Source organism: Streptomyces mesophilus (genome assembly GCF_011044995.1).
GTDB lineage: Bacteria > Actinomycetota > Actinomycetes > Streptomycetales > Streptomycetaceae > Streptomyces > Streptomyces mesophilus.
In genome coordinates, this window is record NZ_JAAKZW010000198.1 from 1 (window position 1) to 15,569 (window position 15,569).

Annotated in this window: 10 protein-coding genes; 5 read left to right on the forward strand and 5 right to left on the reverse strand. The window is 71.8% G+C overall.

The annotated features are described in order from the left end of the window. The first annotated feature begins 61 nt into the window (after nucleotides 1-61). Nucleotides 62-3,385 (forward strand): ATP-binding protein, encoded by a 3,324-nt coding sequence (locus tag G6045_RS31670; RefSeq protein ID WP_165335608.1) that lies wholly within the window; start codon nucleotides 62-64, stop codon nucleotides 3,383-3,385. 78 nt (nucleotides 3,386-3,463) lie between these two features. On the opposite strand, the gene G6045_RS31675 is transcribed toward G6045_RS31670, so the two are convergent. After that, the gene (locus tag G6045_RS31675) at nucleotides 3,464-7,114 is read right to left on the reverse strand and encodes a S8 family serine peptidase (protein WP_165335609.1); all 3,651 of its coding nucleotides are present in this window, start codon (nucleotides 7,112-7,114) and stop codon (nucleotides 3,464-3,466) included. Nucleotides 7,115-7,255: 141 nt separating this feature from the next. Here G6045_RS31675 and G6045_RS31680 point away from each other — a divergent pair, with 141 nt between their 5' ends. Then, complete coding sequence (locus tag G6045_RS31680) at nucleotides 7,256-8,053, forward strand: helix-turn-helix domain-containing protein (protein ID WP_165335610.1); 798 nt, start codon at nucleotides 7,256-7,258, stop codon at nucleotides 8,051-8,053. Between the two features lie 218 nt (nucleotides 8,054-8,271). Here G6045_RS31680 and G6045_RS31685 read toward each other — a convergent pair whose 3' ends face one another. Beyond that, a complete protein-coding gene (locus G6045_RS31685; RefSeq protein ID WP_165335611.1) occupies nucleotides 8,272-11,145 on the reverse strand; it encodes a S8 family serine peptidase in 2,874 nt (957 codons plus the stop codon). A 149-nt stretch (nucleotides 11,146-11,294) separates the two neighbouring features. Further along, complete coding sequence (locus G6045_RS31690) at nucleotides 11,295-12,260, reverse strand: GbsR/MarR family transcriptional regulator (protein WP_165335612.1); 966 nt, start codon at nucleotides 12,258-12,260, stop codon at nucleotides 11,295-11,297. 173 nt (nucleotides 12,261-12,433) lie between these two features. On the opposite strand from G6045_RS31690, the gene G6045_RS31695 reads away from it, so the two are divergent. Next, nucleotides 12,434-12,703, forward strand: coding sequence for a hypothetical protein (locus tag G6045_RS31695; RefSeq protein ID WP_235968439.1), 270 nt, complete (start codon nucleotides 12,434-12,436; stop codon nucleotides 12,701-12,703). Beyond that, nucleotides 12,700-14,076 carry a serine hydrolase gene (locus tag G6045_RS31700; protein WP_165335613.1) on the forward strand — a complete coding sequence of 459 codons (1,377 nt, stop codon included), beginning with the start codon at nucleotides 12,700-12,702 and terminating at the stop codon, nucleotides 14,074-14,076. The genes G6045_RS31695 and G6045_RS31700 overlap by 4 nt, the downstream gene beginning before the upstream one ends. 1 nt (nucleotide 14,077) lies before the next feature. Here the strand turns inward: G6045_RS31700 and G6045_RS31705 are convergent, their stop codons facing one another. Beyond that, a complete protein-coding gene (locus tag G6045_RS31705) occupies nucleotides 14,078-14,626 on the reverse strand; it encodes a GNAT family N-acetyltransferase (RefSeq protein WP_165335614.1) in 549 nt (182 codons plus the stop codon). 92 nt (nucleotides 14,627-14,718) lie between these two features. Here G6045_RS31705 and G6045_RS31710 point away from each other — a divergent pair, with 92 nt between their 5' ends. Further along, complete coding sequence (locus G6045_RS31710; RefSeq protein WP_165335615.1) at nucleotides 14,719-15,318, forward strand: TetR/AcrR family transcriptional regulator; 600 nt, start codon at nucleotides 14,719-14,721, stop codon at nucleotides 15,316-15,318. Here G6045_RS31710 and G6045_RS31715 read toward each other — a convergent pair. Further along, on the reverse strand, nucleotides 15,315-15,569 hold a 255-nt coding region (locus tag G6045_RS31715), incomplete at its 5' end, for a DUF6479 family protein (protein ID WP_206344439.1). The two genes, G6045_RS31710 and G6045_RS31715, sit on opposite strands and share 4 nt — an antisense overlap.

Sequence of the window (15,569 nt, forward strand, 5' to 3'; positions counted from 1 at the left end):
CCCCGCCCGGACCTTCACGCGCTCCCGCCTCCCGCGCACCGCCGGTTAAAGTGACCGCCTGATGGCCGCGACACCACCCCAGGAGACCGCACCCGACACCGGGGGGACTCCCCCGCTGCTCCGCGTGTACCTTTTCGGCGGTTTCCGGGTGGAACGCGATAGCGGGGCTCCCCTGGCCGACCGCTGGCCGCGCCCCAGCGCACAGTCCCTGGTCAAGCTGCTCGCGGTCTCCCCCGGGCACGCCCTGCACCGCGACCAGGCCATCGACGTCTGCTGGCCCGACGCCGACCACGCCGCCGCGCTCGGCAGTCTGCGCGTCGCCCTGCACGCCGCGCGCCGCGCCATCGAGCCCGAGCTCGCGCCCCGGGCCGCTTCCTCGTACCTGACCTCCGACAGCACGCTCCTCCGGCTCGATCCGCGCACCGTGTGGATCGACGCGGACGAGGCGGAGGAGCGGGCCGAGAAGGCCCTGGCCGACGCGTCGGCCCCGCGTCTGGCCGACGCCCTCGCCGCGTTCACCGGTGAGCTGCTGCCCGAGGACCGTTACGCGCCCTGGACCTCTGCCCGTCGCGGCCGTCTTTCGGCGCTGCGCGAGCGCGTGCTGCTCGCGCTCGCGGCGGCGCACCTCGCCGAAGGCGCCCCGCAGCGGGCCGCCGACGCCGCGCAGACCGCGCTCGACGCGAACCCGGCCGAGGAGCGCGCCCACCGGATCCTCATCGAGGCGCTGCTCGCGCAGGGGCTGCGGCGCCAGGCGATGCGCCAGTACCACCGCTGCCGCCAGGCCCTCGACACCGAGCTGGGCGTGCGTCCCGGACCCGAGATCGAGCGGTTGCACCGGCTCGCCCTCGACGACGCCCCACGGGGCCACACGCTCACCCCGCCGGTGCTGCCCGCGCCGCTGCGCACTCCTGCCGCCGCCCCGCTGCACGGGCGCGACCGCGCGCTGACGGCCCTGTCTGCGCCGGACGGTCCCGCGGTACGCCTTGTGCGCGGCGAGGCCGGTCTCGGCAAGACCCGTCTGGTCGCGGAAGCCGCGCGGCGGGCCGCCGAGGAAGGCGCCGCGGTGCTGTGGGGCGCCGGGCACGACGCCGAGGGCCACACGCCGTACGGGGTGTTCGCCGAAGCGCTCGACGGCTGGCTCGCGCACCGGCCGCCCGCCGAGCGCGCCCAGATCGGCGCGGAGTACCCGGAACTCGCCGCGCTGCTCCCGTCGTTGGGCCCGGCCCCCGGCGTCACCGGGCGCAGCCCCGAGGAGGAGCGCGACCGGCTCTTCCGCGCCGTCGCCGGACTGCTCGGCGACCTCTCGGCCCACCGCCCCCTGTGGGTGGTCCTGGACGATCTGCACGCGGCCGACGCGGGTTCCTACCAGCTCCTCAGCCACCTCGCGCGGCTCGCGCCCGCCCGGGGCTGGCGCTTCGCGGCGACGGTGCGCGAGGACGGTCTGCGGCCCACCGATCCGCGCCAGGCGAAGCTCGACTCACTCGTCCGCCAGGACCACGCCCGCTGGGTCGCACTGGACCGCCTGGACCGCGCCGCGTGCCTGGCCGTCGCGGCGGACGCCGGGGCCGCCGGTGAGGGCGAGCGGGTGTGGGAACTCTCCCTGGGCAACCCGCTGTTCGCCCTCGAACTGGCCAGGTCGCTGCGCGACGGCGGCGGGCTCGGCGCCGTCGAGGGCGTGCGGCAGCTGGTCGCCGAGCGCCTCGCCGGGCTCAGCACTGCGGCCCGGAGGATGGTCGAGGTGCTCGCCGTCGCGGTCGGCGACGCCCCGCTCACCGACGTGCTCGCCGTCGCCGCGCACGGGCTGCACCCGAGGTTGTCGTCCGCCGAGGCGACCGACGCGCTCGACAGCGCCGTGGACGCCGCCCTGATCGCCGAACGGTCCGTCGTCATCGGCGGCCGGCCCGTGCCAGGGCTCGCCTTCCGTCACCCGCTGGTCCGCCTGACCTGCTACGAGCAGCTCTCCGCCGTACGCCGTCGGCAGCTGCACTCCGCGTACGCCGAGGCCGTCCTCACCCACCGGCCCGAGCAGGTCGACGCGCTCGCCACGCACTTCGCCCGCGCCGACGACCCTCGGGCGGCCGGCTATCTGCGGCAGGCCGCCGAGCGGGCCGCCGCCCTGTACGCCAACGACACCGCCGACCGCTACTACCGCGATCTGATCGGCCGGCTCGACCTGGCCGGCGCGCGGGCCAGGCTCGCGTACAGCCAAGTGCTGCGCAGAATGGGCAACTTCGCGCAGGCCGCTCAGGTCCTTCGGGAGGCGCTCGAGGACTTCGGGCGGCGCGGTGAACGCGACGACGAGATCCTCACGGCCGCGTATCTGGGCGAGACCCTCGTCAAGGTCGGCGACCCGGAGGAGGCCCTTGCGGTGCTCGTCCGCTTCCCGCCGGATGCCTCGACCGCGGCGGAGCCCGCCGCCTCGCATCTCATCGCGTCGGCCATCGTGCGATTCGTACGCGGCGAGTACCGCGAAGGCGCCGCGGCCGCCGAACGCGCCCTGGCAGCAGCCCAGTCCGTGCCCGGGGCGCGCGGCCGCGGCCTCGAGGCGCGTGCCCTGTCGCAGCAGGCCGCCAATCACGGTCTCGCGGGCCGCTTCGCCGCGTCGCGGCACGCCGCGGACCGCGCGCTCGCCCCCGCCGAGGAGTACGGCGAGCCGAGCCTCCTGATCAGCGTGCTGTCGATCCTGCGCGAGAACGCCCGCAGGGGCGGGCAGCTGCGCGAGGCGATCGCCTACGGGCGGCGGGCGCTGGACCTCGCGGAGCACTCCGGGGACCCGACGGCCTGCGCCTTCGAACGGGCGAACCTGGCCGAACTGCATCTTCTCGTCGAGGAGTTCGACGAGGCCCGCGCCCTGGCCGAGGCCTCTGCGCGAGGCGCCGAGCTGCAGGCGGCATGGTGCCTCGCGTACGCCCTTGCCGCCCTCGCCCGCGTGCTCATGCGGATCGGCGACACGGGTGCCCACGAGCTTCTCGCGCGCGGGCGCCGGGCCGCGGACGAGGTCGGCGACCGGCAGGCGGGCCGCGAGGTGAGCTCCGCGCTGGCCGAACTGGCCGTGCGCGAGGGCCGGTTCGTGGACGCGTTGGACCACGTGGACGCCACATCGGCTCCGCACCTGGCCGCCTGGGCCCACGCGTACGCGGGCCGCACCGAGGAGGCCCTGCGGATCGCGCGGGACGAGACGGAACGGGCCCGGCTCGGCGGCGAACGCATCGCGGAGGTCGAGGCCCTCGTCGTGCACGCCTTCGCCCTCGGCCGCTCGGGACGACTGGACGAGGCCGCACGGGACTTCGTCCGAGCGGAGACCCTGTCCGGTGAGCTGCCGTATCCGGCGGGGCTGCGGCGCGCGGTCTGGGCACGAGCGGCGGTCCGCGAGACGGGGGCGTAACAGCGAACAGGGCCGCCGACCATAGTCGACGGCCCCGTCGGGAACCGGTTCCGCCCCGCTACGGCGGCGGTCGCCCGGCTACTTGAGCAGGTAGGCGTTGAGCACGGTCTGCTCGACCGAGTTGCCCGCCGTGTCCCACGCCTTGACCTTCAGCGACACCGAGCCGGTCGCCGGGTGGTCGACCTCCACCTCGAAGCCGCGCCGCTCGCGCTCCACATCCGCCTTAGTCCAGGTCACACCACCGTCGTACGAGACGGAGACCTCGGCCCCGGCGACCGGGCCGCTCAGCTCGGCCCCGGACTGCGCACCGATCGTGAGCCCGAACGCGAACTCACCGCCGCCGCGCACCTTCCCGTGCCCGTCCGTGTCCAGGTCGTAGCGCGGGACGAGCAGCGGCAGGACGGTGTCCTTGTCGACGTGCGAGGACGTGAAGGTCCAAGCGGTCGTCGTCCGCGTCGAGCGCTTCCAGAAGCGTTCGCGGTCACGCTTGGTGTCCAGCGTGAGGACGTACTCGGCCTCCTGCGGAACCATGGGCAGCCGCTGCCCTCCGAACGCACTCTGCTTGACGACGAGTTGGCCGTCGCGGTGCAGCGTCAGGACGTTCACGTCGCCTGTACCGGCCAGGCCGGCATGGGTCGGGTCGGAGTCCCCGAACTCCCGGAAGACGGCCCGCATCTGGTCGGCCGAGGTGCGGGACACCGGTGAGCCGAAGCTCCGGTAGACCGGGTTGGGGTCGCCGGTCGGCGCGAGAACGCCCCGGTACCAGTCCTCGGTCCGCCGCGTGCCGCCCTCGTAGCCGATGTCCTGGCTGTAGAAGCGGGTCCGGTCGGCGAGCGCGACCTCGTGGTCCCAGCTCACCTCGCCCGCCGTGACCCACTCGTCGCGCCTCAGCGGCGCGGCGACGATACGGTCCGACTCGAAGACACTCCACACGCCGCCGAGGCTGGCGCCGCGTGACTCGTTGAGGTTCTGATTCCGTCCCGCGGGCGCGTAGTAGCGGGTGTCGATCTTGGCGATGGCGTCGGCGCCCTGCCGGTAACGGACCTTGTCGGTACCCGAGTCCTTGCCGCCGGTGACGAGGTCGTACGTGAAGGGGCTCACGGCCACGCCGTGCAGATTCAGGACGGTGCCCGGCTTGCGGAGCGCGGCGCCCTCGGCCTGCGTCACGGTGAAAGTGGGGACGGTCGGGCGGCTGTTGTCGTCGACGGCGAACAGCCCGGGTCCGGACGCGGCGATCGCGACGGCCTTCGCGCCCGCCTCGGCCAGCGCGGCCAGGCGCGCGGAGTACGGACCGCCGAAGTCGTCCACCAGGGCGAGCTTGCCCGTCAGATCGAGCCCGGTCAGGTCGGAGGCGTCGCCGACGGGCACGACCTCGAGGCTGTGCCGGCCGTCCAAACGCGGTGCGTTGTCGAAGTAGATCGGGTCCACCGAAGGACCGTCCTCCACCCGAGCGCCCAGGTCCTCCTCGTACCGGATGAAGCGCGCCGACCACTCGAAGCGCGAGGCCTCGGACTTCATCGGCGTGATGTAGAGGTCGTCGATCCACTCCTCGTTCACGTGGTGCATCGTCGTGTAGTAGCCGCCGGCCTGCGAACGGAAGGCGTAGCCGATGCGCATGCCGCGGGTCTCGGACTTCCGGTCGGTCGTCACGTCCACCTTGCGGGCAACGCGCGCGTCGAGGGGCACTGTGGTCGGCCCGGCGACGGCGACCTCGGGGTCACCGGCCAGGATGCGCTCGCGCGGGACCCCGGAGTCGGGGTCGAGGCCGACGATGCTCGCCATGACCGCGTACGTGCCGGGCGTGACCCGCAGCGAGGCCTCGCCCTGACGGTCGGCGTAGCCCTGGAAGCGTTCGCCGGTGCTGAGGTTGACCGCGTAGACGGTGGTCCGCTGGTGCTCGGCGCTCCCGTCACGACCGGTGATCGGCAGCGTCATCCTGACGTACGGCTTGTCCTTGATGATCGCGCCTGGGGTGCGGACGGTGACGCCGTCCCCGGTGGCGACGACCGCACCCTGGTAGCGCCCGGCCGTGGCGAGGGCCGGGTCGATGTTCAGCGTCGTCTGCGCCGTGCCGCCCGCCGGGATCGTGAGGGCGTCGTCGGCGAGGGTGAACAGGCCAACGGGGCCGTTGAATTCGGCCTTCAGGGAGAGGGAAAGCGCCTTGTCCGTCGTATTGCGGTACGTGAGAGAACGCGCGATCTTCCCGGTCGTCTCGTCACTCACCATGTCGTACGAGAGCGAAGCCGGCGAGGCGAGCACCTGCTGGCCGACGGCCTGCGGGACCTGAATGCGGCCGCTGCCCTGCTGGTAGACCGTCTGCCCGGCCATGGACTTGGCCGAGCCGACGAGCGCGGCCTTGATCTGCCGGCCGGTCCAGTCGGGGTGCGCCTGGGCGACGATCGCGGCGGCGCCCGACACATGCGGGGTGGCCATCGAAGTGCCGGACGCCGAGGTGTAATTCGCGTCGACAGGCGTACCCATGGCGGTGCCCTTGGCACGGGCCGCGACGATGGCGACGCCCGGCGCGGTGACCTCCGGCTTGAGTCCGCCGTTCGCGAGCGGCCCACGGCTGGAGAACGAAGCGAGGCCGTCCTTCTTGTCGACGGCCCCGACGGTCAGCGCGCTGGCGGCCGCTCCGGGCGAGCCCACGGTGTCGTCCTTCGGGCCCTCGTTGCCCGCGGCGATCACGAACAGCGCGCCCGAGGACGCCGAGAGCCGGTCCACGGCCTGGCTCATCGGGTCCGTACCGTCGGACGGGGCGGTGGAGCCGAGGCTCATGCTGATGATCTTGGCGCCGGACGCCGCGGCCCACTCCATGCCCGCGAGGACGGCCGAAGTGGAGCCGCCGCCCCTGTTGTCGAGGACCTTGCCGATGTACAGGTCGGCGCCGGGCGCGACGCCCTTCTTCGTCCCGTTGCCCGCGACGGTGGCGGCGACGTGTGTGCCGTGGCCATGGCCGTCGGCGACGCTCGCGTCCGTGGTGAAGTTCTTCGCTTCCTTGATCTTGCCCGCCACATCGGGGTGCTGGGCATCGATGCCGGTGTCGAGCACCGCGACCGCGACGCCCTTGCCGTCCTTGCCGCCCGCCCAGGCCTCGGGGGCGCCGATCTGCGGGACGCTCGTGTCGAGCGAGGCCTCGACGGGCTTGTCCAGCCACAACTTGTCGATGCTGTCGGCGAGTTCACCGCCGCTCTCGGTGGCGTCACCCCAGAACCGGGCCGCCTCGTCCTTGTCCGCGGCCAGGGCCACGGCATTGATGCTCTCCAGGGTGTGCTGCTTCGTGGACCCCTCGGGCGCGGCGGCCCGCTTGTCCTTGCCGTAGGTGGCGATCAGCGGGATCGCGTCCTGGTGCGCGTCGTCGTAGCCGTACGCGATCAGCTTTGTGACGTTGAACAGTTCGGGGTCGAGGCGGCCTTCGGCGATGTACGGCACCGCGGTGTCGGGGATGACGTGCAGTTCCCCGTCCATGTAGCGCGCGGTGACGTCGGGGGCGCGACCCTGCCCGTCGTTCAGCAGCGTGGCCGTGGTGCGCCCTTCGGCGTCGGAGCTGACGGACAGGGTCTCGCCGGTGACGAGCGTCAGCGTCCTGGGCTGCTCGGCGGGCCCGTCGGCCATGGCCGCTCCGGCCGCGGTGGCGGCCTGGACGGGACTGGACACGGCGGGAACGGCGGCGGTGACCGCGAGGACGGTGCACACCGCGGCCGTCGCGACATATCTGCGTCGCGGCATGGGGTCTCCAGGTGTTCGGCGGGCTGGGGGTACCCGCACCCTCCGCCACCGGTACGGGTGCGGGGTAGAGTTCACCGTGACGTGTCTGCGACACGTCGTGCCTACGTCACGGGGGTGACGAAACCACCTGGGGTGGGGGCATTGGACGATCAGCACGTTTCCGCACAACTCCACGGCTACGCGGCCGCGTTGGACTCACTGGACAGCGCGGAGACTCAGCTCGCGGCCGTACGCGACCGGCTCACCTCGCTGGCCCTGACCGGCAGCCCCGGACTCCCCGCGCTACCGGGCGGCCTCGCCGAAGTGATCCAGGGCGAGCGGGCCCAGCGACACCACATCGACCGGCTGCAGCGCGAGGCCCGCAGCGAGGTCCTGATGTTCGTACGGCCGCCGTATCTGTCGGCGGAGAACCCCATCGAGGAGGAGCGGCTCGCGGCCGGCGTGGCCTATCGCGCCTTGTACGAGGGCAGCGCGCTGGCCGAGCCCGCCATGCTGGGGACGCCCCGCTTCATCGCGGTGGGTGAACAGGCGCGATCGGTGCCGAGACTGCCCGTGAAACTGATGATCGTCGACGGCGAGCACGCGGTGATTCCGCTCAACTCCGACCAGCGGGACTTCGTCACCGGCGGCATGCTGCTCCTGCACCGCTCGATCCTGCTCGACGCGATGATCGAGCTGTTCGAGAACCACTGGGCGCGCGGCGTGCCACTGCGGCTCGGCGCGGAGGGCGAGGTCCACGAGCCCAGCCACGAGGCCCGGGCGCCGGACATCGAACTGCTCTCCCTGCTGCTGTCCGGCCTGCCGGACAAGGCGATCGCCTCGCAGCTGAACATCTCGCTGCGTACGCTGCAACGCCGCATCCGGGCCCTGATGGAGGTCACGGGGACGTCCACCCGCACCCAGCTCGCGTGGTACGCGGCGCATCAGCGGTGGGTGTGACACGTGGCGGGGCGGCCGGTGTGCTCGGTCGCGGGCCGGTCGGCGGCCCTGTCGCGCGCCGGCCGGTAATAGGCCGGTAACGGTGGCCGCCTACCTTCTCCCTGGCCGGCCGGCGCCGCCTCGTAAGAAATCATCCCCCGTGACGGGGGCGGCGTCGGACGGCATCCACACTCCGTGGCCCGGACCGGCATCGGCCGGTCCGGGCCGCGGTCCACGCCCTACGGCGTGACGCTCAGGACGGTGCTCTTGAGCTCCCCGTGCGCATCGCTGTACGCGATGTGTCCGAAGTAGCTCCGCCCCGCCTCCAGTTGGGGCCAGCTCACCGTCACCGTGACGTCCTTGCCCGGGACGATCGGGTCGGGCGTCACCTTAAGTGAGCCGATGCCGGATCCGTCCGGGACGACCGCCGTGGTGAGCCGGTAGTCGATGTCGGCGGCGGTGCCGGTCTTGTACGCCCAGACATACGCGGTGTACGTCCCCGGCCTGGGATCGGCGAGCGTCCAGGTCGAGCCCGTCGCATGGTTGGGGATGGCCAGGTTGCCCACGGACTTACCCGTCTCGTCCTTGATGAAGACGGACACCTGCTGGCCGGCGCCGGCCTTGAACTCGTCGCTCGCGAACTTGAGGACGGCGAGCCTGGCACCTTCCTTCACCGTGAAGGTGACCTTCTGCGCGAGCGGGCTCGTCGGGTCGAACGGCTGGCCCGGGGCTCCCGTCACACGCCCTGACTGCTGGTCGGCGGCAGTGAGCCCGGAGAGCTTCGCTGAGAAGTCGGCGAACCCGACGCTCGCCTTCAGGTCCACCTTGCCGTCGGCGGCCGCGACTGTGGCCTTCGGGGCGACGGTCAGACCCATCGGCTTCACCGCGATCGGCATACGGACGGTGTGGCGTGACCCCTTCAGTGTCAGGAAGCCGGTGCTGAACTGCTCGTACGCGGCCTTGCCGTGGCTCATCGTGACGGAGACGCTCTTCGACTGTCCGGGCAGGACCGTGAACCGCCGCGGCGACACTTCGACCGCCAGCTGTCCGGCGGCCGCCGAGACCTCATACGTCTCCGGGAAGTTGCTCACGTTGCGCACCGTGCGCGTGGTGGTCTCGGTCCCGATCAGGTTCTTGTCGTGGATCGACGGAGAGTTGACGTGGTAACTCTCGGGATCCGCCGACCACTTGGCCCAGGCCGAGTCCGTCGAGTCCAGGACCAATCCGGGGTCGAGGGCCTTCGCGGGCCGGGCGAGGCCCGCGCCCTGCTCCAGCGGATCCGTGGTGTCCACCAGCTCCGCCGCCGTCGTCATCAGCGCGGACTTGATCTCCATCGGCGTCCAGTCCGGATGCACCTGCTTGACGAGTGCGGCGAGGCCGGCGATGTGCGGGGCGGCCATCGAGGTGCCGGACTTCACGTCGTACGTACGGCCGTTCTTGGCGGGCGGGACCGCGGCGAGCACATCGGTGCCGGGAGCGGCGACATCCGGCTTGAGCTGGGTACCGCTGGCACGGCCCGGGCCCTTGGAGGAGAAGTCCGACAGGCCGGGGTAGTTCGTGGTGTCGGGATCGCCCTCGGTGATGGCGGCGGTGGCGTCCGCGCCGGCGGTCTTCAGGTACTGCTCGACGGGGCCTGCGACGACGCCGTCGTGGAAGAACGCGGACGGCAGCCCGTAGATCGTGCTGGTGGCTCGGAAGAGGCCGTGCCACTGGATCAAGCCCACCGCGCCCTTCGACGTGAGCTCCTTGCCCAGTTCGCTGGGTGCCAGGCTCGAGTACTGGCAGTACACGATCTTCCCGCGGATCTTCTCCGGGTCGAGCGATCCGGGCTGGCACTTGGCCACCGCGTCCGCGTCCTGGCCCGCACGCCCGGCGAGCGAGGCGTGCACGAGCGGCGCGGACGGCAGGGTCCTGCGGTCCCAGGAGGTGGCGCTGCGGGACGTTCCGTTGCCGAGCCGCACGGTCACCTTGTGCGGCGCGTACGTACTGGCGGCGACGGTCGTCACCCAGGGCCACGGGTTGGAGACCATCCGCGGGTACGGGTTGTTGCCGGCCGATGCCGCGACGAAGACACCGGCCTTGGCCGCGTTGCGGAAGGCCTCACCGATCGGCGACGTGGTCGTGGTCTCCCCGAAGGCCTGTCCCGCCGAGTAGTTGAGAACGTCCACACCGTCGAGGACGGCCCGGTCGATCGCGGCGATGATGTCCTCGTCCCAGCCGCTGCCGTTGAAGAAGGCCTTGTAGGAGGCGATACGGGCGGCGGGGGCGATGCCCGACGCGGTGCCGTAGTCCTTGCCTTCGATCACCATCCGCGGCCCGTGGTTGCCCGCGGCCGTGGAGGCGGTGTGGGTGCCGTGCGAATCGTCGTCGCGTGCCGACGGGTAGGCGCCTTCTGGCAGTTGGCCGCCGTTGCCCGCACGCATCGCCTCGCTGAAGGCGCGAGCGCCGATCAGCTTGGAGTTGCACAGGCCCGCGGGCCAGTCCTCGGTGACCTCGCAGGTGCCGTGCCAGTTCTTGAGCGGTTTCGTCAGCTGGGGCGCCGCGAACGATTTCGACTCGGGCCAGATACCGGAGTCGATCACTCCGATGACGACGCCCTCTCCGGCGCCCTCGATCTGCCCGGAGGAGCCGTACTCCTGAGTGCCGCCGAGACGGTTCCACAGGCCGTCGCGACCCGTGAGATCGAGGGTGTCGGCGGGGGTGACCTCGTCGAGCTTCTGCTTGCCGAGCGGCAGCAGGCGCTTGACGGAAGGGTCGCCCCGCAGGTCCGCCACCTGGTCCGCGCTGAGCTTGGCGGCGAAGCCGTCGAGGGCGGCGGTGTAGCGGGTGCGGATCTCCACACCGTGCCGCTCGGCCACCTTCCGCTGCTGGTCGGCGAGTTCGGCCCGGTACTCCTTGACCTCCGCGCTGCCGGTGGCGAGCTTCTCGCCTGCCGCCGGGCGGGTGTCGGGGTGGGTCGCGGCCGGTGCCGCCTCGAGCTCGACGAGGTAGCTGCCGCCCTTCGCGGTCGGTCCGCCGCCGTCGGCGGTCGCCGGGGGCACGGACAGGAGTCCGGCCACGACGGCCGTGGCGCAGAGCCACCTGGGCACGCGTCTGGATATGGAGGTGTGCACGGAAACAACTCCCTGGAGAAATGGGCCGCTTGGGAGCGGCGGTCCGGGGAGTCTGGCGAGCGCGGGCGTACGTACTCAATGGATCTCGCTGGCGGGAGCGCGACATGTCCGCGTCACGCCACGGGGTGAAGAGCGGCCCGGGACCGGCTTCAGTGGGCGGCCGGCTCCGACCCGGGATCGCCCGGTCGATGCCGCCCCAGAGCCGCGCACTGCGCTCCGCTCAAGCGGTCCCCGCGCGGGACGAGGCGGTAGCCGCCGGGCGCAACGGCCTGCAGGGCGAGCGGATCGGCGAGCGCCGGTTCGTCCTCGATCGCGTGCAGCGCCGCGGCGACCCGCTCCCCCGGCCAGTCCAGCGCGTCGGCCAGCACATCCTGCGTGAGCGGCCGCCCCGCGTGCACCAGCGCGGCGACCACCGTCAGGGCGTCGTACACGACGGGCTCGGCCAGGCCGCTGCCGCTCATGTGCTCGCTCAGCCGGGCGAAGAACCGGCCCATCCTGTCGAACCGGTCGCCGGCGGGTGTGCCGGCGCCGAAGATCTCGATGCCGCGCCGCGCGGCCGTCGCGATCCGGCCGTGCGCATCGGTGTCGGCCTGCCAGGCGCTCAGCCAGACCTCGTCATCGACGACGTACCGCTTACGACGCGAGGTGCGGTCGGCCTTGCGCGCGACCAGTTCCATGGCTTCGAGGGAGCTGACGGACTTCGACACCGACGCCGGACTGACGTGCAGCTGCCGCACCAGTTCGGCCGAGGTCAGACCGTCGGCGCCGGCGGTGAGCAGGCAGACGAACACCCGGGCGGTCATCCGCGGCATCCCCGTCGCGGCGAGGAGGGTCGCGAACTCGTCGACGAATGCCCGCACGTCATCGGCCTGTTGGCCGTCGGCCACCGGTTCGGTCGGCCCGGCCGGCCGACGCCGTCGGGCGCGCTGCCCGGCGGACTCCCGCGCGTGGTCGGCGAGATAGGTGCCGCTCGGCGCTCCGTTGCGGGCCACCTCACGGCTGATCGTGGACGTCGGCCGGCCCAGGCGCCGTGCGATCTCGGCATAGGGGAGCCCCTCGGCCAACCAGTCCGCGATCTGCCGGCGGTCGTCGTCCGTCAGCCTGCCACCCGGCACCGGCCCACCTCCTGCTTTGCTTTCACCACAGTACATTGCAACGACCCTTCATCGGAGTTGCATTCACTCGCATTTCTGTTGCAACGATTCGCTGTGATCTAGGACTTTTCCCGCTCTTTCCTTTGAGGGTCTGCGAAACGCAACGTAGCTTTTCACATCTGGAAAGAAGGGCGATGGGAACCGCGATGTATGTGATGGCCGTGTCGACCGTGTCGGACGACAGCAAGTTCTGGAGCGCTCTGAAGCGGGCGCACGCCAAGCTGCCCAAGGGCTCACAGTGGAAGCTCGCCGTGGCCAGCAGCGACGGGGTCAAGGCGGTGAACGTCATCACGTACGCATCCGTCGACGGGCTCCGGGAGTTCTTCGAGGCACACGCCGGCGACCACGCGACGACGGAGTACTTCGAGGCGGACGCCGCCAACGCGATAGGCCTCGCCCGATGACCCTGGACACCGCACGTCTCCGAGTCCGCGTCACCGATCTCCTTGCGCGGTACGGAATTCCGAGCGCCGCGATCGGAGTACTGCACGCGGGGCAGACGACCGAGCTGGCCGTCGGTGTGCGCAACGTCGAAACACAGGAGCCCGTCGCGACGGACACCGTCTACCAGTGCGGTTCCATGACCAAGACGTGGACCGCCCTGGCCATGATGCAGCTGGTCGACGAGGGCAAGGTCGACCTCGACGTCCCGGTGCGGACCTACCTGCCCGGATTCAAGGTGGCCGATCCCGAGGCCGCCGCCGAAGTGACCCCACGGCACCTGCTGTTCCACACGAGCGGTATCGAGGAGGCGTACGGCGATCCTGGCGAGGATCCCGACGTCTACGAGCGCATGGTCGCGGCCATCGCCGACGCACCCCAGGTCTTCCCGCTCGGCAGCACGCACGGCTACAGCGCCGCCCTCGGCTACGCGATCCTCGCGCGGATCCTGGAGGTTCTGGACGCGAAGCCGTGGGACGAGGTGATGCGGGACCGCCTGTTCGCGCCCATGGGCCTGACCGGCACGAGCAGTTGGCACGAGCAGGTGGACGCGTCCCGGGCCGCGACCGGCCACCTGCTCCGGTCCCTGACGGAAGGCCCCATCGTCACACCGGTCGACCACCTGCCGCGGGCCTTCGGTCCCGGCGGCAACGTCTCCACGACCGCACGGGATGTGCTCGCCCTGGCACACGTCCTGCTCCACGAGGGCGTGGCGCCCAACGGGCGACGGATCGTCTCGGCCGACAGCGTCCGGGAGATGATGCGTTCAAGGGTGCCCGTACCCGACCCGTACATGTTCGGGCCCGAGTGGGCGCTCGGTCTGATCGTCTGCGACTGGCACGGGGAAACCGTCTACGCGTCCGACGGCAGCACGATCGGCCAGAACGCCCGGCTGCGCCTGCTGCCAGGCACCGACACGGCGATCGTGATGCTGACCAACGGCGGCCCGCGGGACGCCTTCTGCCGCGAGGTGTTCGACGAGATCCTCACCGGACTCGGGGTGCCCACCGTCCCGGAGCTGCCGGCGCCCGATCCCACCCTCGCCCTCGATCTGTCGCGATACGAAGGGGTCTACGAACGCCCCGGCACACGCTTCGAGGTGGCGGCCGACGGCGGAAAGCTCTGGCTCACCTTGACCCTCGACCCGATGCATGCGGACTTCCTCGGGAAGCCGGAGCGCATTCGCTACGAGCTGCAGCCGGTCAGCGAGACCCACTTCCTCATGCCGCCGACGGACCCCCTTGAGGACACCCAGACGGTCGCCCTCTACGACTTCACGGACGGCAACGCCCGCTACCTCCACACCAATTGCCGGGTACATCCACGGGTGGGGTGACTCAGACGGCAGCAGCCCGTTCCGGAGCGAGGACCGCCCAGACCTGCTTGTCGTAGCGGACCCCTTCGTACGGCCACGCCTCCCGACGTACGCCCTCCAGCGTCATCCCGAGGCGCTTGGCCACCGCGGCGCTGCGCTCGTTGTCGGCGCGGCAGTGCCACTCGGCGCGGTGCAGTCCCCGGGTCGTGAACGCCCAGTCGAGCAGGGCGTCGCAGGCCCGCGTCACCAGGCCGCGCCCTTCGGCCGCCGGCTCCAGCCAGCAGCCGACCTCGCAGGCGCCGGCGGCCACGCTGAAGTCGGTGAACATCACGCCGCCCACCAGTTCGCCGCTCAGCCAGATCCCGTACAGGCGGGCCCCGTCGGCGGCCTGGCGCTCCGCGTACCGCGCGAGCGTGGCACGCGCACCGTCGAGATCGTCCGTGACGAACGACGCTCCCACCCACGGGCGGATGTGCTCGCGCGCCCGGGCCATGTGCACGGCGAACTCCTCGGCGTGCCAGATCTCCAGCGGCGCGAGCCGGGCGTCGTCGCGCAACGGCAGCGAGAACATCGAACCTCCCCAGGTCGGGCGCGTACCTCGGTGCGCCCTCGTTTTGCTCACTCATTCACATAACACTTGTTACGTCAATGTAGCGTGGCCCCATGCCACGCACCAAGGGAGATCACGAAGCCCGCCGCCGCGACGTATCAGCGGCGGTCTGGCAGGTCATGGCGACGCGCGGTTTCGCCGGACTGACCCTGCGCGCCGTGGCCGCCCAGCTGGGCGCCACCACCGGGCTGCTCACGCACTACTTTCCGACCAAGCGCGCGCTGGTGGCGTACGCCCTGGATCTGCTCGAGGAGCGCACGCTCGCGCGCCCACGGCGCACGTCGGGCACGGGGCTGTCCTCGGTCAGGGACGCGCTCCTGGACATCCTGCCGCTGACGCCCGAGGCCACCGACAGCAACCGGATCTGGGTCTCGTCCTGGGATGCGGCACTGTCCGATCCGGAGCTGAGCGCGGACTACGCCCGTAAGTACGCGGGCAGCCGGGACAGGCTGCGCGAGCGTGTGCTCGCGGCGCAGGAGCTCGGCGAGCTGCCTCCCGGCGATCCCGCGCAGATCGCGTCAGCGGCGCAGGCCTTCGTCCTCGGCCTGGTCGTCCAGGCCCTCTTCGACCCGGCGGCCTACCCACGGGACCACCAAGTGGAGCTGCTCGACGCCTACTTGTCCCGCCTCGGCGGGAGCGCCGGCCGGGCTTAGTGCGGCTTGGGGGGTTCCTGGTTGTCCGGCGTCTCCCAGGAGTTCTCACGCGGCTGCGGTTGCGGCGGCGGGGCGGCCCGTTTGGCGGCGAGGCGTCGCCCGTACCAGAAGGCCAGCAGCAGGACGACGACGACCACCACACCGATGAGGGTCATCAACCAGGACGTTGCGCTTGCGGCGAGGAGCATGGAGAACACCTCCCGGTTCCCACGGAGATTCCTCTCCCCAGTCTCGTCCCACCACCCCACCAC

What these genes read in the sequence shown, in the direction of transcription:
- G6045_RS31670 (WP_165335608.1), top strand. Translation starts at nt 62, where the DNA reads ATGGCCGCGACACCACCCCAGGAGACCGCACCCGACACCGGGGGGACT.
- G6045_RS31675 (WP_165335609.1), bottom strand. Translation starts at nt 7,114, where the DNA reads ATGCCGCGACGCAGATATGTCGCGACGGCCGCGGTGTGCACCGTCCTC.
- G6045_RS31695 (WP_235968439.1), top strand. Translation starts at nt 12,434, where the DNA reads ATGGGAACCGCGATGTATGTGATGGCCGTGTCGACCGTGTCGGACGAC.
- G6045_RS31700 (WP_165335613.1), top strand. Translation starts at nt 12,700, where the DNA reads ATGACCCTGGACACCGCACGTCTCCGAGTCCGCGTCACCGATCTCCTT.
- G6045_RS31705 (WP_165335614.1), bottom strand. Translation starts at nt 14,626, where the DNA reads ATGTTCTCGCTGCCGTTGCGCGACGACGCCCGGCTCGCGCCGCTGGAG.
- G6045_RS31710 (WP_165335615.1), top strand. Translation starts at nt 14,719, where the DNA reads ATGCCACGCACCAAGGGAGATCACGAAGCCCGCCGCCGCGACGTATCA.